Below are 20,348 nucleotides of genomic sequence, written 5' to 3' on the forward strand. Positions count from 1 at the left end.
GCCGGGCCTGCCTACCAGCGCAGCGAGGGCACGCAGGCCGCCGGGGCCAGCCCGGCGGCCGTGGCTTCGGCCACCGCCAGGTCATGATCCGGATTGCGCCCTTCTGCCCAGCTGCCACCCAGCATTTCCTGATGGATGCCACCCAGCACCCAGCAGCCGTCAATACCGGCGGTTTTCGCACCACGCATGTCGGTCGCCAGTGCGTCACCCAGCGCCAGAACGCGTGCGCGCGGCACGTCCAGCAGTGACAGCGCCAGTTCATAGACTTCCGGATAGGGCTTGCCGATCCAGCGCACCGCGCCATCATGCGCTTCATACCAGCTTGCCATCGCACCCGCGCAGATCAGGCGCTGGGTGCCCCGGATGACCTGCTGGTCGGGATTGGCACAGACCATGGGCAGTCCATGCGCCACACACTGCTCCAGCAGCGGCAGGTACGGGGTGACGTCTTCCTCCCCCAATGCCGCATCGGGGCCGGTATTGAGCACGAAATCAGCCTGCGCCGGGTCGGTCACGACATCAACATCCAGCCCGGCATGGATATCAACGTCCCGGTCGGGGCCAAGATGGATCATGCGGCGGCCAAGCCGCGCAAACCACGGGTCGGTGCGCGCGGCCAGCAGGCGATGCGTGCATTCGCCACTGGTCATGATGCCATCATAAAGATCGGCGCTCACGCCCATCCGGCGCAGTCCCGGTTCCACCGTTGCCGTCCGACGTGGCGCATTGGACAGCAGCACCACGCGACGGCCCGCCGCGCGCATGTGCCGCAGGCAGTCCAGCACACCGGGATAGGGTGCGACACCGTTATGCACCACACCCCACAGATCAACGATATAGCCGTCATAATCGCCATTCAGGCTGGCCAGCCCGTCATGCCACTTCATCACAGCGCCGTCCCCCTGGCATCGGCCAGTGTCTCGAAACCATGGGCGCGCAGGGCGCGGCGGGTCTCGGCCTTCAGGCGATCGAGGATTGCCGGTCCTTCATACACATACGCGGTATAGACCTGCACCAGATCGGCACCCATGCGCACGCGGTCCACGATGTCGGCCCCGGTTTCGATCCCGCCACATGCCACCAGCGCCACGCGTCCGGCAGCAACCTTCGCCACGCGTGCCAGCATGTCCTGTGCCAGCGCACGCAGCGGGCGACCGGACAGGCCCCCCGTCTCATCCGCATGGGGGCCGAGCAGCCCGGCCGGGCGCGAGATGGTGGTGTTGGACACGATCAGCCCCTGCACGCCGCCCGCAATGGCGGCCTCGACCACGGCGGGCACGTCATCATGCGCGATATCGGGCGAGAGCTTGACCAGCAGCGGCGGCCGTTCGGGGTGGGCGGCGCTGATCGCATCCAGAATGCCCTTCAGCCGCGAGGCCTCCAGCAGGTCACGCAGCCCCGGCGTGTTGGGGGATGAAAGGTTGATGACAATGTAATCGGCATAATGCTTCACGCGCCCGACCAGCATCGGGTAATCGCGCTCGGGGTCGGCGCCGGTCTTGTTGATGCCAAGATTGGCCCCCACCGGTACGCGCGCACCCGCCGGTGCGCGGCGCGGCGAGGATACGCGATGCAGCCGCGCCATGCGCACGGCAAAACGGTCGATACCCTGATTGTTGAAGCCCATGCGATTGATGATGGCGCGGTCCTGCGTCAGGCGGAACAGGCGCGGCTGCGGGTTGCCCGGCTGCGGGCGGGGTGTGACGGTCCCGGCCTCCACAAACCCGAAACCCGAGCGCGCCAGCGGGCGGACAACCTGGGCATTCTTGTCAAAGCCCGCCGCCATGCCGATGGGGTTTGGAAAACGCAGCCCCATGGCCCGTACCGACAGGGCCGGATCATCATTGCCGGGACGAACGACCCCGCCCAGACCAAGGTGCAGGGCATCAAGGGCGATACGATGGGCGACCTCGGGGTCCAGGCGGCGCATCAGCGGCAGAATCAGGCGCGACATAATATTCATGCTGAAAATGTTGCCGCAATTCCGCGCCGGGGGAAAGGGGGAACCACCCCTGTCAGGGCTGCATCCCCCCACATTACGGCAGGCGGGACAAAAGAGCGTAACGGTGCCGCCAATGGCCTGACCATGGGCGGGGCATTGGCGGGATTTGGAAATGCTGCCCCATATCCGGCGGGACAAACGGAAGCTGGAGCAGGGAAATCATTTCATGACAGGACCGTCTGCACGCCTGATGGCCGCAACCGTAATGACCCCTGCAGGCACGGTTTGCGCAGCCCGGGCAGCCCTGTCGGTCCCCTTTCCCGGTCTGCTGCCCGCGCAATCTGCCCATTGTCCGCATGATGGCACAAATGTCCCGGCCATCGCGCCAGATGCCCTCATTCCTGCAGAGCCGACCAATGCTCCGGCGCGAACAAAACCCATCATATCCCAAGCATGGCACGACAACGGCACCGCCCGGGAGTATCATGCCTTTATGGTTACGGCCCGGATTGGTACGACACTAGCGCTCCTGCCTATCGAAGCGGTACGCCCGCCTGAGGGCGGCATGCCAGAACCATCACCCGCGACACTGCACATTTACAGGCTGGTTGCCTTCCGATGGCCTTGCGGGATGGATCCCGCTTTATGTCCGGTTGTTGGGCGATATTCCGCTGAAAGGCCGGTTCAGCGGTGCTGACCAGACCATGGCACCGGCAACCGGTCATGTTCCCCCGGCCCGTCATTCCGCCCCTGTGGGCACAGGCTGGCCAGGACATGCGTGCTGCCGGCAAAACCCTGCAAGGACAGGATTTCCAGCCCGCCGCCAATCCGGCTCCGATACCGGATTACGTATTGTCTGCGTCTAATATGAATTTCCACATGCCAACACATTCTTCATCCCGGAAACTGCCTTGCAATATACTGTTTGTTGTTTTGTTGGTTGAAAACAATATGGCTTTTGAAGACGGGGAGTTTTCTTTATCCAGTATATAATATTCCCCATCCATCTTTTTTCCAGACCAGATATCATAACCGATACCTGATACCCCTATATATGATATGGATATATTATCTCCATTTATGATGACTTCAGCATCATATTCATCCCGATCATCCAGCTCATGGTAATCAGTTACCTTATATTTTGCCATTGATCGCTTACTTTACTTATTCAATGTGTCATGGGCCATTCCGTCCGACCGGTCGCCCGACTGGTCCGGTGCGGGTTTCGAGGCATCCACCGCAGGGGCCTGATCGGTAGGGAAGCGGATCAGGTAATAGGGCGGCACCCGCAGGTCATGCCCACCGTTCATCCCGCCCAGCCGGTTCCACTGCCCCAGCGTGCAGTAGACCATGCCACCGTCAACAAATATGCCATCAGGCGAGAGGATGCGCGGGTCGTGCACCATGGTATCGAACGAACCATCGGTATTACGGCGGAAAATGGCATCGTGCTCGAAATTGGTGGTATAGATGCGCCCCTGCGCATCATTGGCCAGCCCGTCGGCCACGCCCTTTTCCCCCAGGTCACGGATACCGGCGGCAAGCCCTGCATCATCCCTGGAAAAATCGGACAGCAGGCTGGTGGGAATGCTGTACAGCCGCCTGCCGGTCAACTGGCTGTAATACAGCGTGCTCTGATCGGGCGAGAGGGTGATGCCATCCACCCCGCCCCATACGAAGGCAGGCGGGTGCCGTGGCGGGTCGAACACCAGCGGTCGTCCTTCCACCACCGCCATGAAGCCGCGCTCGGCCTTGATGGAAGGGTGGTCGGCCAGCACCCGGCGCTGGCGGCCGGTAGCAATATCCACCACCACAAGGGCAGGTGACATGCCGAACGAGGAATCGGTGACATAGACCGTGCCCTGCGCCCCATGGGTCAGGTCGACGCGCAGGTCGTTCATGTGGCTGTCGGGCAGCAGGGTGGGCGCGTGCAGCACGATGCTGGCAAAGATGCGGTTGGTGGCCGGATCGATCCCGATGACCTTGGCCGCCCCCGGTGCCAGCGGCTGGCCCGCCAGCTTGCCATCATCAATGGCCCACAGGCGGCCCTGCGTATCGGTGGTCATGCCGTGGATGGACATGAGCCTGTCCGCCGCCGGGCGGTCGGAGGGCATGCTGTGCGCCGCATCGGGATAGGGATAAAGCCTGCCGTCCTTGAGTTCCGCCAGCGTTGCCCCCCTGTGGTTGACCGCATGGCGGGGAAAGCCCACGAACACCCGCCCATGGGTGACCGCAACGCCCGATGGCCCCGGCCCCTCGAACCGGGCCACGACCTCGAACGGGCCGGAGGAGGCGATGCCATGGTCCCGGTTGGTTACCGCCGGTGCGGGCGGGGCCGCCTGTGCCACGCCACCCAGCGCCACCAGCAGTGACACGATGGCACCCGGCCTGCCCCACCTGTGCATGGACATTGTCATCATTCCCCCCGTGCGCGCTGCCTGCCGCCCATTCATGCAAGCCCGTGCGTGCAGGGCAACCGGGCGTGGCGCGCGCGGCTCTTCACAATCAGTTCATGGGCAGGGACGCTGGCGGATGCTCGGGCGAGAGGGTGCGGCGGACCCTGCCCACATCGGCTGCGGTGACGGCGGGCGCATTGTTGCCCCATGCCGCCCGGATGAAGGTGACCGTATCAGCCACCGCCGCATCATCCATGCGCGCGGCAAAGCCGGGCATGACAAAAGCGGAGGGCGCCTGCCGCGTCGCGCGCAGCGTATTGCCCTCCAGCACGATGCGGATGAGGGAGTCGGGGGCCGTGTCCATCACCACCGGGTTGCCCGCCAGCGGCGGGAAGGTCGTGGGGTAACCGCGTCCGTCGGTGCGGTGGCAGGCGGCACAGCTGTCCACATACAGCCGCGCGCCACGGGCCGATACATCCCCCCCATGCAGCGCCTGGCTGGCTGCCGGGTCATAGGTCCAGCCCCCCGCCACGGCCGGCGCGGTGGGCGACAGGGTCTTGAGATAGCGGGCTATGGCCAGGCGGTCCCCATCAGTCATGTGCTGGGTGCCATGGCCAATGGCATCGGTCATGCCGCCAAAGGCCGCCCCCAGCGGCATGCGACCCGTGGCAAGGAAGCGCGTGATATCCTGTTCGCTCCAACGGCCCAGCCCCGTGCGGTCCTCGCCGCGCAGGCTGACGGGCCGCCAGCCATCCACCGCATCCCCGCCAGACAGGTAAAGCGGCCCATCCTGCGCCGTCAGCGCCTTTTCCTGCATGGTGATGGCGCGGGGCGTGTGGCAGGCGCCACAATGGCCCGGCCCCTCGACCAGATAGCTGCCACGGGCCACCAGCGGGTCGGGGAACTGGCGTTCAGCCATCGCGTGGCGGATATCCTGCGGGTCGGGCGCAAACAGCCAGCGCCACACGGCCAGCGGCCAGCGCATGGACAGCGGCCATGTCATGCCATCCTGCACCACCGGCGTACCCACGGGTTTCACGCCGTGCATGAAGTAGGCGTACAGCGCATGCATGTCCTCATCCGTCATGCGCGCATAGGATGGATAGGGCATGGCCGGATACAGGCTGGCCCCGTCGCGACGGATGCCCTTTTGCAGGGCGCGCGCGAACTCGGCTTCCGAATACGAGCCTATGCCCGCCTTCGGGTCGGGGGTGATGTTGGGGGCGTACAGCGTGCCAGTAGGCAGGTGGAACGCAAGCCCGCCCGCAAAGGGCGCGCCACCGGGCACGGTGTGGCAGGCCCCGCAATCGGATGCAATGGCCACGTATTCGCCGCGCGCCACCACATCATCGTCCGCCCGCGCGCCACGACCGGGCACGGCAGCCGCCACAAGCCCGGCCAGCACCAGCAGCCAGCGCCCCGTCCTCGCGTTCATCCCCCTCATCCCGCCAGCGGCCCGGGATGGGCAAGATAGGTGGTGCGGATATGGTGCGCCGCCCAGTACGCAAGGGCCGCGACCATGCCGGTCGGGTTATAGCCCGTCCCCTGCGGGAAAGCGTTCGCCCCGATGACAAACACGTTATGCACATCCCATGACTGCAGGTAGCGGTTGAGCGCGCTGGTGCCGGGGTCCGTTCCCATCACCGCGCCGCCGCCCAGATGGGTGGTCTGGTAATGCCGTGTATCGAACGGCTTGCCGAACTCCCGCCTGGTCAGGTGCACCTGGCGCGCGCCCATGGCCTTCGCCACATCACCGATTTTGTCGACCACGTAGCGGTTCATGCAGATGTCGTTGTCTTTCCAGTCAAATGTCATGCGTAGCAGCGGCTGGCCGTGGTCATCCTTCCATGTCGGGTCAAGGTCCAGGTACACATCCCGATAGGCCATGTTGGCACCGTGCGCGTCGATCCGCAGGGAATGGCGGTAGGTGTCGATCATTCCCGCCTTCCACGCACTGCCCCACCGTGGCGTGCCCGGCGGCCCGCCGGATTGGGCTGCCGCGATGGCCTTCACACCCGCCTGATTGACCCATACCGGCGAGCCGCCTACGAAACCCAGCGGCCCGTGGTCAAAGTTCTCGCTGTTGAAGTCGTCAAACGCCACGCCGCCGCCGCCCGTGCCAACATACTGGTTGGTCTCGACCTTCGGGTCGAGCCAGACGGTGCTGGTGGTCACGTTCTGGTAGACGAAATTGCGCCCCACCACCCCTTCGTTCCTGGCCGGGTCGTACGGCCTGCCTATGCCCGAGAGCAGCATCAGCCGCACGTTATGGAACTGGAAGGCACTGAGGATGACCAGTTCGGCAGGCTGGGTAACGGTGTTGCCCTCGGCATCGGCATAGGTGACACCCGTGGCGCGTCGGCCATCGGAATCCAGTTCCACCTTCAGCACGTTGCAACTGGCGCGCAGTTCAAACAGCGGATGGCGGCGCAGGACGGGCAGGATGTTCACATTGGGCGAGGCCTTGGAATACATGTAGCAGGCATACCCGCTGCAGTAGCCGCAGAAATTGCACGGCCCCATCTGCGCGCCATACGGATTGACATACTGGCGCGATGCATTGGCGGCGGGCAGGGAATAGGGGTGGAAACCCGCTTCCTCCGCCGACTTGCGGAACAGATGGGCGGTATAGACATCCTTGAGTGCAGGCAGTGGAAAATGGTCCGAGCGTGAGGGGGAGAACACATTGCCCTTCCCCACCACCTCGCCATTGACCCTGTACGGCTCGCCCGATGTGCCGAACACCTTCTCTGCCCTGTCGAAAAAGGGTTCGAGTTCCTCATACGTCACGCCATAATCCTGCAGGTTCATCCCCTCGGGTATGAACTTCGTGCCGTATTTCTCGATCACGCGCGTGCGCAGGCGCAGGTCATCGGGTGGCATGCGGAAATGCACGCCCGACCAGTGCAGTCCCGCGCCGCCTACCCCCTCACCGGGCAGGAAGGCGGCCATGCGGCGATAGGGGAGTGCGACCTGCCGGCTGTTGTTGCGGATGGTGACTGTGTGTTTGGACAGGTCCTGGAACAGTTTGTAGCGGAAATTGCCCTCAAGTTCGTCAATCGAGGCAGGATAGGCACCATCGGATGCCGTGCCCCGGTCCGGCCCACGCTCCAGCACCACGACCGAACGCCCGGCCTCCGTCATTTCCTTGGCCATGATGCTGCCGGCCCAGCCGCCGCCCACGATCACCACATCAACCGGGTCAAGCCTGCGTGCGTCCGTGCTCATGCCCTCTCTCCCGAAATGGAGACACTGCCCAGCGGGTAATGGGCGCCGTACTGGTCCACCCAGTCCATGAAATCGGCCCGCGCACCGGGAAAGCCCAGCATGGTCCAGCCACCCAGCCCGGTATTGCCGCCATGGATGGGGTCACTGAAGGCCCCTTCCATCACATTGGCCAGCAACTGATCAAAAAATACGGCCGAGGGAATATCGCCAAAGACCAGGCTGCCCTTTTCGGCGGCCTGCAGCAGGCCGTCCTGAACGGCGGGCGCCAGGGATGCAAAGGGCCGGCCATGCCGGGTTGCGGCATGCGCGTTCATGCCCGCGATGCCGTGTCTGTACAGGTCACGCGGGGCATAGGGCAGCTGGTAGCCCAGATTGTCCGGCCCCTGCACGAAGGGACCGGACATGTACCACTGCTCGCCATGGGCGTAGGGGGTATCCATCTGGCGGTCAATGAAGCGCGGCACATCCAGCGCCACGGCACCGGGGCCATTGGCATCGGCGGGAATAAGCCGGTCACAGGCGGCGACAAGGAACGCCCATTCGGCTGCATCGAAAAACCGGGGGCTGTATGGTGTCCTTCCCGCCGGACCGGCCCGGCCGGATGAGGTCAGGACCGTGCTGCAGGCCGCCGCTGAAGCCAGTCCCTGCATAAATCGCCGCCGCGACGACGTGAACCGTAAACCGCCAGTACCCAAAAAATCTCTTCCCGCTGCATGATATCCACATGGTCCCGACAGGCTCACTATAGCCGTGAGCCCTGCGAAGATGCCTAGACCCTTTTCCCGTCATTTCCATTAATGCAAGAAAATATGATCAACACAAACCCGCAGGGCCGTATCCCGTTACCGCAGCACCCGGTCGGGTGCATAATGTTTCCTGCCTGCTGTCAAGGGCACGCCTGGCGAAAACCATAATCCACGCACCCGTACAGGTTCCCTTGACGCCGGATGGAAAAACACGAAGCGGGGGTCATCCACACAAGACGGCGCCACGACCACACCGCCGTCTTGACCCGTGGGACGGGGGGCAATATCCCGCCTTTCATGCGTATTTTCCTTTTCCTGCTGCACAGGCTTGGCGTTACATGCCTTGCCTCCATGACTGATGCCGCCATGGGCTATCCGCAGGCGCTCGTACGCCGCATCGGGCATCCGGTCATATGGATCGGGGGGCTGGTCGGCGCGCTTGACCGGCATCTCAACACGACAGACCGCACGCTCGGGCAGCGCAGGCTGGCGGGGTACGCTGCGGCCGGGGTGACTGCTACCCTCCCCACCGTCATTGCCATCGTGATGGTCCGCGTGATCCGGTGGCTCCTGCCGCGCTGGCTGGCGCTGCCGGTTACCGCCGTGCTGGCCAGCACGCTTGTGGCGCAGCGGTCGCTGCACGACCATGTGCTGGCCGTGGCACATGCGGCGGACGAAGGCCTGCCCGCCGCGCGCCGCGCCGTGTCCCACATCGTGGGGCGCGACCCCGAACAGCTGGATGAGGCGGGCGTGCTGCGTGCCGCGACCGAAACACTGGCCGAAAATTTTTCCGATGGCATCGTGGCCCCCCTGCTGTGGATGGCGGCGGGTGGCCTGCCGGGCGCGGTCTTCTACAAATCCGTCAATACGGCGGACAGCATGATCGGCCACCGTACGCCGCGACATGAAGCCTTTGGCTGTGCCGCGGCCCGGCTGGATGATCTGGTCAACCTGCCTGCTTCCCGCCTGTCGGCCATATGGATCATTCTTGCCGCCCTGACGCTGCCGGGCATGCGTGCCGGTGCCGCGCTGCGTATCGTATGGCGCGACGCCCGGGCCCATCGTTCACCCAACGCGGGCTGGCCGGAGGCTGCCATGGCGGGCGCCCTGGGCATACGCCTGTCCGGCCCGCGCAGCTATGACGGCGTATGCGTGGCCGAGCCCTGGGTGGGGGACGGCACGCCCGTGCTGCGCCCCGATGACCTGTATCGCGCCCTTGCCCTCTATCGCCGGGCCTGCGTGATCCAGACGCTGGCGGGGCTGTCAGCCCTCGGCCTGCTCGCACGCCGCCCGCGCGGGCGCTGATACAGGATTCACGGGCCGGGCCAGTTCCAGCAGGGCATCAATGTCAAGATGCGCTTCCAGATGGTCGGCCAGCGCATCAAGGGCCGCGTCAATCCGCGTATCATGGTCATGCCCGTGCGATATGCCCCCCAGCCGTGCCAGCAGCGCCGCCCGCGCATGCCCGTCGGCCAGCAGGCCATGCACATAGGTGCCCCATATCCGCCCCGACGGGCTGACCGCGCCATCGGGCCGGCCGTCCAGATCGGTCAGGGGACGGGCTGCATGGTCCGGACCACCGGTGCGGCCCATATGCATCTCGTACCCCCGCAGGCGGGCCTGTTCGGGCAGGAGATGGCCGGTCACTTCCTCCAGTCGCTTGTCACCCTCCAGCACGGTGGTCACATCCAGCAGGCCCAGACCCGCCACCGTTGCGGGCGGCCCCTCGATCCCGGCGGGGTCGGCAATGGCATGCCCCAGCATCTGGTAGCCGCCGCATATGCCCAGCACATGCCCGCCCCGGCGCACATGGGCATGGATGTCGATATCCCACCCCTCCGCCCGCAGGGCCGCCAGATCGGCAATCGTGGCCTTGGCACCGGGCAGGATGATCAGGTCACATGATGGCAGTACCCGCCCACGGGGCACCATCGTCAGGGATACGCCATCTTCTGCCGCCAGCGGGTCGAGATCATCGAAATTGGCAATCATGGGCAGGCAGGGCACGGCGATGCGCACACCCCCATACGCCACGGCCCCCCCTGGCGCCAGGTCCGCCGCATCTTCCGCCGGCAGGTCACGCACGCGCTCCAGAAACGGTACAAGCCCGACGGGGCGCCAGCCCGTGGAAGTGGCAACCGCCGCCATCCCCGCCGCGAACAGTGATGGGTCGCCCCGCATACGGTTGACGATAAAGCCTTTTATACGCCGTGCATCCTCCGTCGCCACCACGGCCTGCGTGCCCACCAGGCTGGCGATGACCCCGCCACGGTCAATGTCGCCCACCAGCACGACATTGATGTCGGCCGCCTGCGCGAAACCCATGTTGGCGATGTCATCGGCGCGGAGATTGACTTCGGAAGCGGAGCCAGCCCCCTCCACCAGCACGATGTCCGCCTGTGCCGCGAGGGTGTGGAAGCTCTCCAGCACCTCGGGCATCAGGCCACGCTTGAAGGACTGGAAATCCCGCGCCCTTACCTGCCCGCGCACCCTGCCACGCACCACAAGCTGCGAGCCGGTCATGCCCTGCGGCTTGAGCAGAACGGGATTCATGTCCACGCAGGGCGACACCCCGCAGGCACGCGCCTGCAGCGCCTGCGCGCGCCCGATCTCACCCCCGTCTGCCGTGACTGCGGCGTTGTTGGACATGTTCTGCGGCTTGAACGGCCGCACCCGCAGCCCGCGCCGGACCAGCGCGCGGGCCAGACCCGCCACCAGCACCGACTTGCCCACGGACGAGCCGGTACCCTGAAGCATGAGGGCGCGGGCCACCATCAGAACTCGATCCCGGCCTGCGCCTTGACCCCTTTCTTGAAGTGATGGGCCACCTGCGTCATTTCGGTAACCAGATCGGCTGCCTCAATCATGGCGGGGCGGGCGTTGCGGCCGGTCACCACCACATGCTGCATGGCGGGGCGGGCGGCGATATCGGCCAGCACCTCCTCGATGGGCAGGTAGTCGTAGCGCAGCGCGATATTGAGTTCATCAAGGATCACCATGCTCACATCCGCGCGCTTCAGCGCCGCGCGGGCTTCCGCCCAGGCCGTGCGGCAGTTGGCGATGTCGCGCGCGCGGTCCTGCGTGTTCCATGTAAAACCCTCGCCCAGAGCATGCCATTCCACCTGGTCGCCAAAGCGTTCCAGCGCCTTGCGCTCCCCCGTGTTCCACGCACCCTTGATGAACTGGATAACCACGATGCGCCCGCCATGGGCCAGCGTGCGCAGCGCCATGCCGAAGGCGGCGGTGGACTTGCCCTTGCCGGCACCGGTATGCACGGCCAGCAGTCCCTTCTCTATGGATTTGCTGCTGACCTCCCTGTCCTGCACTTCCTTGCGCCTGGCCATTTTTTCACGGTGGCGGATTTCTTCGGGGGTAAGGGTCATTTCATCTCCATCGGCAGTCCTGCCACCACAAAGACAACACGCGCGGCCTCACGCGCAATAGCCTGGTGCAGCAGACCCGCCTCATCACGAAAGCGCCGGGCCAGCGCATTGTTGGGCACGATCCCCTGCCCCACTTCGTTCGAGACCAGTACCGTAGGCCCCGCCCGGCGGCCAAGGGCGGCCAGCAGTTCCTGCGTTGCCTGCCCGACATCACGCTCCGCCAGCATGAGATTGGTCAGCCACAGGGTCAGGCAGTCCACCAGCACGGGGCGGGCGGCCAGCGCATCCAGCGTGCGCGGCAGGTCGAGCGGTTCCTCCACCGTCTGCCAGTCCTTTCCCCTGCGGGTGCGGTGGGTGGCGATGCGGGCGGTCATTTCCCCATCATGGGGCTGGCATGTGGCCAGATAGGCCCATGGCGCGGGCCAGTGGGGGAACAGCCCTTCCGCAAAACGGCTTTTGCCCGAGCGCGCGCCACCCAGTACAAGAATGCAGCCCTGCATGCCGCCAGAACCGGGCTGTGGGGGGTGCGCCTTCATTTTCTTCTCCGCCATCTTGCATCATGGCCCATAAGACCACACAACGCTGTGCATGCCACCCCGTCTTTCCCCCCCGCAGGACATGGCTGCGCTCCGCGCGCTGTGCAGCACCCTTCCCGAAGCCGACATGGCGGCCGACCATGCCATGGCCAGCCATGATGCCGGGCTGACCAAGCCGCCGGGCAGCCTTGGCCGGCTGGAGGAACTGGCGCGCTGGGCGGGCCGGTGGCAACGCACCCCGTGGCCCCGCGCCGAACGGGTGGAGATCATTGTCTTTGCCGGCAACCACGGCGTGACCGCGCAGGGGGTGACACCATGGCCCACCGATGTCACGCGCCAGATGGTCGAAAACTTTCGCAACGGCGGGGCCGCCATCAACCAGATCGCACGCGTGGCGGGTGCCCGGCTGCGGGCCGTTGCGGTTGAGGACCTGCGCCCGACGGCGGATTTCACTCATGCCCCCGCCATGGACCTGCCCTCTTTCCTGCATGCCATCGCAACCGGCATGGCGGCGGCAAGACCCGGCACGGACCTGCTGTGCCTGGGGGAGATGGGCATTGGCAACACCACCACGGCGGCCGCCGTATGCGCGGGGCTGTTTGGCGGTGGAGGTGCCGCATGGGCCGGGCGCGGCACGGGGCTGGATGACGCGGGCGTGCGGCACAAGGCACAGGTCATCGATCATGCTCTGGCCCGCCATGCCGCCACCATGGGCGACCCGCTGGAGGTGATGCGCCATCTGGGCGGACATGAACTTGCCGCCATGCTGGGGGCCGCGATCGCCGCGCGCCATTACAACATTCCCGTGCTGCTGGATGGCTTCATCTGCACGGCGGCGGTGGCCCCGCTGGGGCTGTTGCACGCTGGCGGGCTGGACCATACCCGGCTGGCCCACTGTTCCGCCGAAAGCGGGCACGCGCGCCTTGCCTCCGCACTGGGGCTGTCGCCGCTGCTGGACCTGGGGCTGCGGCTGGGCGAAGGCTCGGGCGCGGGGCTGGCCATACCGCTGGTGCGCGCCGCCACCGCATGCCTGTGCGGCATGGCCACCTTTGCGCAGGCGCAGGTCAGCGGACGGGAATGAGCATGCTGGGCCGCCTGCGCGCTGACCTGGCATGCGGCATCGGCCTGCTCAGCCGCCTGCCCACCGGGTGGCTGGGCGGGGCTGGCCTGTCCTGGTCCATGCCGCGCAGCATATGGTGCTGGCCGATGGTGGGCGGGGCGCTGGGCGGCATGGCCGCGCTGGTCTATGCCGCCCTGCTGCGTTGTGGCGTTGCCAGCCTGCCCGCCGCAGGATGGAGCATCGGCATGCAACTGCTGCTGTGTGGCGGCCTGCATGAAGATGGGCTGGCGGACATGGCCGACGGATGCGGGGGCGGGCGTGAGCGCGCGCGCAAGCTGGAAATCATGCGCGACAGCCGTGTCGGCAGCTATGGGGTGATGGCGCTGGGGGTTGCCCTGCTGGTACGTGTGGGGGCCGTGGCCGCCATGCCCGGCACGACCGCACTCCTGGCGCTGCCGGTGGCGGGGGCGCTGGCACGGGCGGCCATGGTGGTGGTGCTGTGGCGCCTGCCCCCCGCGCGCCGCGATGGACTGGCCAGCACCATGACCCACCTGCCGGCGTATGCGCTGGCAGCAGGCCTGTGCGGTGCCGGTGCCCTGGCGGCCCTGATGCTGCCCGGCGCGCGGGCGGGCGTGGCGGTGGGCGTGGCCATGGTGGCGGCTGCGGTCATGTGCCGCCTGGCACGGTGGCAACTGGGCGGCCAGACCGGAGACGTTCTTGGTGCAACGGCAGTCGTGACGGAATGTGCGGTTCTGGCTGCCCTGTCGTGAACAGCGCATGTCCATGCTCGATCACGCGCACCGAACCCAGCGGCGGGGCCGGGGCAAGCAGGCTGCCCGGCGCGCCATGGACCATACCCTGAAGCAGGCGCAGCGGGCCGCCATGGGTTATCACCCCGCAGGATTGCCCCCCCTGCTGGAGTTCCGCCCAGAACTGGCGCACGCGCCCGCGCAGTTCGCCCCCGCTTTCCCCGCCGGGGGGGGTAAATCCACTGACATCAGCGGCCCATGCATCCAGCGCCGTGCGGGAAATCCGATTCCATGGGCGGCCTTCCCACTCCCCGAAACTGATTTCACGCAGACGTGAATCCACCCGCAGGTCCAGATCCATGAATTGCGCCACCCGTTCGGCCACCATCCGGCACCGACGGGCAGGAGAGGAAAACAGAATCCGGCATCCCACCCCCTGCATGACGGTGCGCAGGCCATCGGCCATGCGTTCCCATCCTTCGGCCAGAGCCACGTCACGCTGGCCGTAACACAGGCCTTCCACCCCCATAACGGCGGGATGGCGCGCCAGCACAACTGCAAAACGGTCAGTCATCCGCTTCCTGCCCTCCAACATGTCCAGGCCAGCATCCGTGAAGTTCGGGAACATCGCCATAAGACGGACAAGGGGGCAGCCATCCGATAAGAACATGCCACTTTTTCACCTTTTCCCCGCCACAGGACAAAAACCGAACATACCGGACTAAATAAAGCCTGTTTACAAAAACACTCTTATTCTGCATATCGGCAACTGTACCTTTGTAAATCTCGATCTGCCGATACCCCGGGTCTGCGCCAGTCAGTTGTCCAGGCCGGAAGGATGAAGAGCATCATGCGGATATGGGCCAGTGCCTGCCTGCTCCTGTGCCTGCCTGCAAGCGCCAGTGCCGCGGGCCTGTTCGGCGCGACCCATCCCACGCTGGCCTGTGGGGATGATGCGATCCTGCGCAGCCTGTCCGACCATGCCATTACCGCCCAGCAGTCCACCACATGGCGCAAGACCCTGTTCAGGCAGGGGGACTGCCATCAGGTCACACCCGATATCCGGTGGGAGAAGATTGCCAACCGCAACGGCCTTCCGCTCATGCGCCGCGTGCCACCGGTGCCGGGGCTGCCGCCTCTCTATTTCATGACCGGTGACATCGCCCCGCTTGCGCCCGCAGGCCCGATATCCCCCCTGGCTGAACGGCGTGCCGCCCCTGTTCCGGCTGCCACCATCGACCATCCGCCCGCACCGGACACCCCCACCCCGGAACCCCGGAAGATACACATGCCTGCCCCCGTCATCGTGCAGCATGCGGAAACACCCCTGCCCACGGATCTCTTTTTCATGACCCGTGGCTTCCAGAAGCTGGGATCCCTGATCCTGACCCTTATGCTTGCGGGCGGGGCAGGATGGGTGATGCTCCGGATCATGCGTACGTGCTGGATCATGGCGCGGCGGCGTACGGCAAGCCGCCTGTGCCTGGCACTGGCCGAACAGCATCGCCCCATGCTGGCACGGTGGTACCAGCAGGCGCAGGCCGCAGGCGGCGCCGCATCCACCGCTGCATGGGAAATGCATGTGGAACGCTTTGCGCACAGCACCCTTATCCCCGCCCTTGCCCGGCGCGGCAGGAGCGCTCTGTGGCCAGGCATACAGAAATCGGTGCAGGCGCACATCACCACGCTTGCCGCCGGCACGGTCCGCAAACCGCCGGTGGACCCCATCACCCCCGGCTTCTATCATCAGGACATGAACCAGGAGGAATATGCCGCCTTCTGTTCGCAATGGATAGAAAAGGCGGGGTGGGAGATCCGCCCACCGGTGGCGACCGGCCTTGGCTCCGTCATCCAGGGACAGAGGAACAGCCTGCGGATGCTGGTCCATTGCTGGATTGACCGCAGGCCGGTGCATGATGACGTGATCCTGCAGGGCATAAAGGAAAAGACGGACAGCAAGGCGCACATAGGTGCCATCGTCTCCAACGCCCCCTACACGCAGGAAGCCCTGCTGCTGGGCAAGAAGCACCGCATCTTCCTGCTGCACCATGAAGATATCTTCAAGTTCGTATCCGGCATTGAAGTGCCGGATGTCGCCTGAAGGACACGAACCCGGCCATATCCCTATTCGCGGGCCTGCCCTGCCGCAAGCGCGTTGAAACAGAGCGCTACCTCACTGGCCTGTGTCGGGCTGTCATCGAAAAAATGGCTGTCATCAACCCGTTTCTGCCCGGTTATGCGCGCGGCGCAGTAATCAAACAGGGCACGGCTGTCGCGCACGCGTGTGCAATTGAGCAGGCCGGTAAAGCTGACATATCCCGTATGCCCCGCCAGCCCCGTCACATAGGATGCACAGCGCCTGAGCACGGGTGCGGCCACATGGCGCGCCATGATGGCGGTGTAGGCTGCTTCCTCCCGGCTGGTGCAGGCGCTGCTTCCCCCCGCTTCATGGCGGGTGGCGCAGTACTCGACCATGGCGCCATGCAGGTACCCGCTCTCGCCCGCGCTATGGGCCCACAGGGCTTCCGCCACGCGGCGGTAGCGGAACAGGGCGGCACGCCGGTCAACCGAAATGGCACTGAACGGTACCGGACGCGAACCGCAGTACAGGTTCATGTCATAAATATCCGGGGTGTCAGGCTGGCTTTCAAAATCCAGATATAACGGATTGAGCGGCAGGGGGCACATCATGCGGCCCGAAGGCAGGCGCGGGTTCTGGCCGTATTCCACCCTGTAGACCAGATGGCCACCCTGTGCTGGGACAAGCGACACATCCAGCCGTTCGCCATTGATCAGGTCAATCCCGCTTTCCGACAGGCGCAGTTCCCCGGTGCCCTGCGCCACGGCGCTCCCATCGGGACGCAGCACGAAATACGCAGGCGCATCATGTTCCAGTTCGCTGCCTTCAAAACGTTCATTATCGGCATGGGCGGGGCCGGAAGCCAGCAGGGACGCCAGTACAATGGTTATAGCCGCGCCGTAGGCCACGCCCGGGCGGAACGTTTCCCGCACCGGCCGGTATCCGGATTCCTGTTCGGGCATGTCCTGCCGGTTCCCTATATGATCAAACATCAGGCATGTATTGCTGACAGGTTGAAAAATATGTCTGTTTTCTAGCCATAATGTATTTATCAGGGCATCCATGCTTGTCAGTCGTTATTCTGTCTGACAATGTTTGTGGTAGAACAACTGTTTGAAGCAACATCATATTTCTTTCCATGCCTTCCCTTCTGGCCACAAGGGGGCTAGGGGTTGCCGCTTATGCCCGATACGGGACTGGCCACGACAGGGCAGATATGGAAACTGCATATTTTTTGCACATGACTTCTCCCGCATACCATACTGCCCATACCCCTGAAACACAGGGACATTCCCGTTCCGCCAGCCAGGCACTGCCATGCGCCGCCGCATGGTGGCAGGGCTGGCCGGATATATCGCCTGTGCCCAGCCCGCCCCGTATCCGGCGCGGGTCGGGACACGTTTTCAGCCTTCTTCCTGAGCCGATCATGGCGGAGACCACAGCATGAGCAAACCGGACCACGCGCTGGAAGACAGCACCCCCATCCTGCTAGAAGAAAATGACGGCTATCACAAGGGTCTTGGCGGACGCCAGATCCAGATGATCGCCATTGGCGGCGCGATCGGGACCGGGCTGTTCCTGGGTGCGGGGTCGCGGCTGCAGGCGGCGGGGCCCTCGCTTGCGGTGGTGTACCTGGTGTGTGGCGCGTTCTCGTTCCTGATCATGCGCGCACTGGGTGAACTGGTGATGTACCGCCCCACCTGTGGCAGCTTTGTTTCCTATGCGCGGGAATTCCTGGGCGAGAAGGCAGCCTTCGTGGCGGGGTGGCTGTCCTTCATGAACTGGGCCATGACGGGCATTGTCGATATCACGGCGGTGGCGCTGTACATGCATTTCTGGGGCACGTTCGCCGCCGTGCCGCAATGGGCCTTCGCCCTTATGGCGCTGGGTATCGTCACCACGCTGAACATGGTGGGGGTCCGGTGGTTCGGGGAAATCGAGTTCTGGTTCTCGCTGCTCAAGGTCGTGGCCCTGTGCCTGTTCCTGGTCATCGGCAGTGTTGTCCTGGGCGTGCGCATGCCGGTGGGTGGTCACCAGACGGGGCTGCACCTGATTGCGGACAATGGCGGCATCTTCCCCCACGGGCTGGTGGCCAGCCTGCTGCTGGTGCAGGGCGTGGTGTTTGCGTATTCCGGCATAGAACTGATCGGCACGGCGGCGGGGGAATGCGCCGATGTGCGCACGGTCCTGCCGCGCAGCATCAACAGTGTCATCTGGCGCATCGGGCTGTTCTATGTGTTTTCGGTCGTGCTGCTGGTCAACCTGCTGCCGTGGACGGCCTACCACGCGGGCACCAGCCCGTTCGTGACCTTTTTCGAGACACTGGGCATACCCGGGGTTGATACGATCATGAACATCGTGGTGCTGACCGCGGCACTGTCCAGCCTCAATTCCGGGCTGTATTCCACCGGGCGCGTGCTGCGCGCCATGGCGCTGGGCGGGGCGGCACCCGGCGTACTTGCCCGCATGAACGCGAACTCCGTGCCCGCCAACGGCATCCTGCTTACGGTCGCGGTCTATCTGGTGGGGGTGGTACTGAATTACGTCGTGCCGTCACAGGTGTTCGAGATCGTGCTGAACATGGCGGCGCTGGGCATCATCAGCACATGGGTGTTCATCCTGCTCAGCCAGATCAGGCTGCGTCAGGCGATACGCAGCGGGCGCATTGCGCCCACCGGCTTTGAAATGCCGGGCGCGCCCTTTACCTCATGGCTCACGCTGGCCTTTCTGGTGACCGTGATGGTGCTCATGGCATTTGACTACCCCAACGGCACCTGCACGCTGGCCAGCATGCCGGTGGTTGGCCTGCTGCTGGTTGCAGGATGGAAATACCTTGCCCCCCTCCGCAACGCGCAGGACACCACCCCGGCGGAGGGTGCAACGCCCCCCACGACATGAAACACGGCGTGAGAACCGCCATTCTCCCGCCGTTTTTTACCGGTCCGACCAGTGAGGACATGGGCACCCCCCCGGCACCGTGCCTGCTGTCGCAGCCATGACCACGGAATGCCCGGCCGGTTGCCCGCGCTACAATACGACCCGGCACGCACCACCATGCGTGAAAGGATATCAAAGGCAGGAAATGGCCGTAACCATACCGCCACCGATACGTGCGCGTGCAATGGCGGACACGGGTGGCAGGGACCCGCGCAATACAGCGATGTTGCGTGTAAAGGCTGAACACTTCCATACGCTGCCATCATGCATTCCATTACCGGCATCAATATCATTCGTTACGATATTGTTTCTTTCGTTTCTCGCCCCGTTCCCGCCGGCCCATGCGGAAAATGCCGGCAATGGTACTGCCGGGGGGTCGCAGGGGCGGCATGCGGCCTACAGCCAGTGGTATACCGGCTCGCTGGTCTCCCCCTCCGGCGCACTGACACGGAGGGGCGTTTTTGCATGGGAGCCCTATGCCACCTACAGCCAGCCGGTCGGCTATCTGGACAGTGCGGGCCGTGGCACGGCACTTCATGACCGGTCGCATGGTGTGTCGAACTTCACGCTCTACAAATATTCGATCACGGATTCCATCAGCGTGCAGATGATGCCGGACATCAGCTACGGCTGGCGCCGGGGGCATGGCACCACCAGCGGCCTGAAGATGGGCGACCTGCCTGTGGATGTGATGTGGCGCTACCTTGATGCCGACCCGCGGCGCTACATCCCGGCACTGAGCGTGTTTGCGGGGGTGGCTTTTCCTTCGGGTGACTACACCCGGCTCGGGCGGGCTGAAGATGGCGTGGGCACCGGCACCTATACCTTCCGCCTGGCGCTGACGGAGCAGTCCACCTATACCCTGCCCGGCCACCATGCACTGCGGCTGCGTATCTGGGGCACGTTTCACCGCGCGCTGACGCAGGCCCATATTGCCGATATATCCAGCTATGGCACCACCGCCGGGTTCCGGGGACTGGCGCATCCCGGCATGTCAGGGCAGAGCGGGTTTTCGCTGGAATACGGGGTGAACCAGAAATGGGTCATTGCCATGGACCTTGCACGTGACTGGGCCAATGGCGCGGTCGTGCGCGGCCATGATGCACAGGGCCGGTATCAGGACATGGCGGGCCAGGCATCGGGCGACTGGATGATCGCCCCGGCCATTGAATACAGCTGGTCCCCCCGCTTTGGCGTGATTGCCGGAGTGACGGCGCTGTTCGCGGGCCACAATACCGCGCAGGTCATCTCGCCGCAGGTGGCCTTCAACAGCATTTTCTAGCCAATG

Annotated in this window: 18 protein-coding genes; 6 read left to right on the forward strand and 12 right to left on the reverse strand. The window is 64.9% G+C overall.

Going from position 1 to position 20,348, the window contains the following annotated elements:
* Nucleotides 1-11: 11 nt before the first annotated feature.
* The 7 genes from LDL32_RS07285 to LDL32_RS07315 all read right to left on the reverse strand — a co-directional run bounded on the left by LDL32_RS07285 (nucleotide 12) and on the right by LDL32_RS07315 (nucleotide 8,219).
* On the reverse strand, nucleotides 12-887 hold the full coding sequence (locus tag LDL32_RS07285) for a TIGR01459 family HAD-type hydrolase (protein ID WP_233065618.1): 876 nt from the start codon (nucleotides 885-887) through the stop codon (nucleotides 12-14).
* Nucleotides 887-1,963: a quinone-dependent dihydroorotate dehydrogenase gene (locus LDL32_RS07290; RefSeq protein WP_233065620.1), complete on the reverse strand. Its 1,077-nt coding sequence runs from the start codon at nucleotides 1,961-1,963 to the stop codon at nucleotides 887-889. The genes LDL32_RS07285 and LDL32_RS07290 overlap by 1 nt, the downstream gene beginning before the upstream one ends.
* A gap of 824 nt (nucleotides 1,964-2,787) precedes the next feature.
* Complete coding sequence (locus tag LDL32_RS07295; protein WP_233065622.1) at nucleotides 2,788-3,093, reverse strand: hypothetical protein; 306 nt, start codon at nucleotides 3,091-3,093, stop codon at nucleotides 2,788-2,790.
* A 12-nt stretch (nucleotides 3,094-3,105) separates the two neighbouring features.
* Nucleotides 3,106-4,362 carry a major royal jelly family protein gene (locus LDL32_RS07300; RefSeq protein ID WP_233068759.1) on the reverse strand — a complete coding sequence of 419 codons (1,257 nt, stop codon included), beginning with the start codon at nucleotides 4,360-4,362 and terminating at the stop codon, nucleotides 3,106-3,108.
* Between the two features lie 88 nt (nucleotides 4,363-4,450).
* Nucleotides 4,451-5,776, reverse strand: coding sequence for a c-type cytochrome (locus LDL32_RS07305; protein WP_370636657.1), 1,326 nt, complete (start codon nucleotides 5,774-5,776; stop codon nucleotides 4,451-4,453).
* A gap of 5 nt (nucleotides 5,777-5,781) precedes the next feature.
* Nucleotides 5,782-7,569, reverse strand: coding sequence for a GMC family oxidoreductase (locus LDL32_RS07310; protein WP_233065625.1), 1,788 nt, complete (start codon nucleotides 7,567-7,569; stop codon nucleotides 5,782-5,784).
* Nucleotides 7,566-8,219, reverse strand: a complete 654-nt coding sequence (locus LDL32_RS07315) for a gluconate 2-dehydrogenase subunit 3 family protein (RefSeq protein WP_233065627.1) — start codon at nucleotides 8,217-8,219, stop codon at nucleotides 7,566-7,568. Before LDL32_RS07315 ends, LDL32_RS07310 begins: the two co-directional genes overlap by 4 nt.
* A gap of 393 nt (nucleotides 8,220-8,612) precedes the next feature.
* On the opposite strand from LDL32_RS07315, the gene cbiB reads away from it, so the two are divergent.
* On the forward strand, nucleotides 8,613-9,620 hold the full coding sequence (gene cbiB / locus LDL32_RS07320) for an adenosylcobinamide-phosphate synthase CbiB (protein WP_233065629.1): 1,008 nt from the start codon (nucleotides 8,613-8,615) through the stop codon (nucleotides 9,618-9,620).
* Here the strand turns inward: cbiB and LDL32_RS07325 are convergent.
* From LDL32_RS07325 to cobU, 3 genes are read right to left on the reverse strand one after another with little or no spacing between them, the layout of a single operon-like run.
* Nucleotides 9,579-11,090 carry a cobyric acid synthase gene (locus tag LDL32_RS07325; protein WP_233065631.1) on the reverse strand — a complete coding sequence of 504 codons (1,512 nt, stop codon included), beginning with the start codon at nucleotides 11,088-11,090 and terminating at the stop codon, nucleotides 9,579-9,581. The two genes, cbiB and LDL32_RS07325, sit on opposite strands and share 42 nt — an antisense overlap.
* On the reverse strand, nucleotides 11,090-11,698 hold the full coding sequence (gene cobO / locus LDL32_RS07330; protein WP_233065633.1) for a cob(I)yrinic acid a,c-diamide adenosyltransferase: 609 nt from the start codon (nucleotides 11,696-11,698) through the stop codon (nucleotides 11,090-11,092). The genes LDL32_RS07325 and cobO overlap by 1 nt, the downstream gene beginning before the upstream one ends.
* Nucleotides 11,695-12,234, reverse strand: coding sequence for a bifunctional adenosylcobinamide kinase/adenosylcobinamide-phosphate guanylyltransferase (gene cobU, locus LDL32_RS07335; RefSeq protein ID WP_233065635.1), 540 nt, complete (start codon nucleotides 12,232-12,234; stop codon nucleotides 11,695-11,697). Before cobU ends, cobO begins: the two co-directional genes overlap by 4 nt.
* A gap of 52 nt (nucleotides 12,235-12,286) precedes the next feature.
* Between cobU and cobT the strand changes: the two genes are divergently transcribed.
* Together cobT and LDL32_RS07345 are read left to right on the forward strand one after the other, a co-directional pair.
* Nucleotides 12,287-13,315 (forward strand): nicotinate-nucleotide--dimethylbenzimidazole phosphoribosyltransferase, encoded by a 1,029-nt coding sequence (gene cobT, locus LDL32_RS07340; protein WP_233065637.1) that lies wholly within the window; start codon nucleotides 12,287-12,289, stop codon nucleotides 13,313-13,315.
* Nucleotides 13,312-14,064, forward strand: a complete 753-nt coding sequence (locus tag LDL32_RS07345; RefSeq protein ID WP_233065639.1) for an adenosylcobinamide-GDP ribazoletransferase — start codon at nucleotides 13,312-13,314, stop codon at nucleotides 14,062-14,064. Before cobT ends, LDL32_RS07345 begins: the two co-directional genes overlap by 4 nt.
* Here LDL32_RS07345 and LDL32_RS07350 read toward each other — a convergent pair.
* On the reverse strand, nucleotides 13,961-14,617 hold the full coding sequence (locus LDL32_RS07350) for a histidine phosphatase family protein (protein ID WP_233065641.1): 657 nt from the start codon (nucleotides 14,615-14,617) through the stop codon (nucleotides 13,961-13,963). The genes LDL32_RS07345 and LDL32_RS07350 overlap by 104 nt on opposite strands.
* A 276-nt stretch (nucleotides 14,618-14,893) precedes the next feature.
* Between LDL32_RS07350 and LDL32_RS07355 the strand changes: the two genes are divergently transcribed.
* Complete coding sequence (locus LDL32_RS07355; protein ID WP_233065643.1) at nucleotides 14,894-16,144, forward strand: restriction endonuclease; 1,251 nt, start codon at nucleotides 14,894-14,896, stop codon at nucleotides 16,142-16,144.
* A gap of 23 nt (nucleotides 16,145-16,167) precedes the next feature.
* Here LDL32_RS07355 and LDL32_RS07360 read toward each other — a convergent pair whose 3' ends face one another.
* The gene (locus LDL32_RS07360; protein ID WP_233065645.1) at nucleotides 16,168-17,085 is read right to left on the reverse strand and encodes a hypothetical protein; all 918 of its coding nucleotides are present in this window, start codon (nucleotides 17,083-17,085) and stop codon (nucleotides 16,168-16,170) included.
* A gap of 481 nt (nucleotides 17,086-17,566) precedes the next feature.
* Here LDL32_RS07360 and LDL32_RS07365 point away from each other — a divergent pair, with 481 nt between their 5' ends.
* Together LDL32_RS07365 and LDL32_RS07370 are read left to right on the forward strand one after the other, a co-directional pair.
* The gene (locus tag LDL32_RS07365) at nucleotides 17,567-19,021 is read left to right on the forward strand and encodes an amino acid permease (protein WP_233065648.1); all 1,455 of its coding nucleotides are present in this window, start codon (nucleotides 17,567-17,569) and stop codon (nucleotides 19,019-19,021) included.
* 343 nt (nucleotides 19,022-19,364) lie between these two features.
* Nucleotides 19,365-20,342 (forward strand): hypothetical protein, encoded by a 978-nt coding sequence (locus LDL32_RS07370; protein WP_370636658.1) that lies wholly within the window; start codon nucleotides 19,365-19,367, stop codon nucleotides 20,340-20,342.
* Nucleotides 20,343-20,348: the final 6 nt, after the last annotated feature.

This window comes from Komagataeibacter sp. FNDCF1 (assembly GCF_021295335.1).
Taxonomy (GTDB): Bacteria; Pseudomonadota; Alphaproteobacteria; order Acetobacterales; family Acetobacteraceae; genus Komagataeibacter.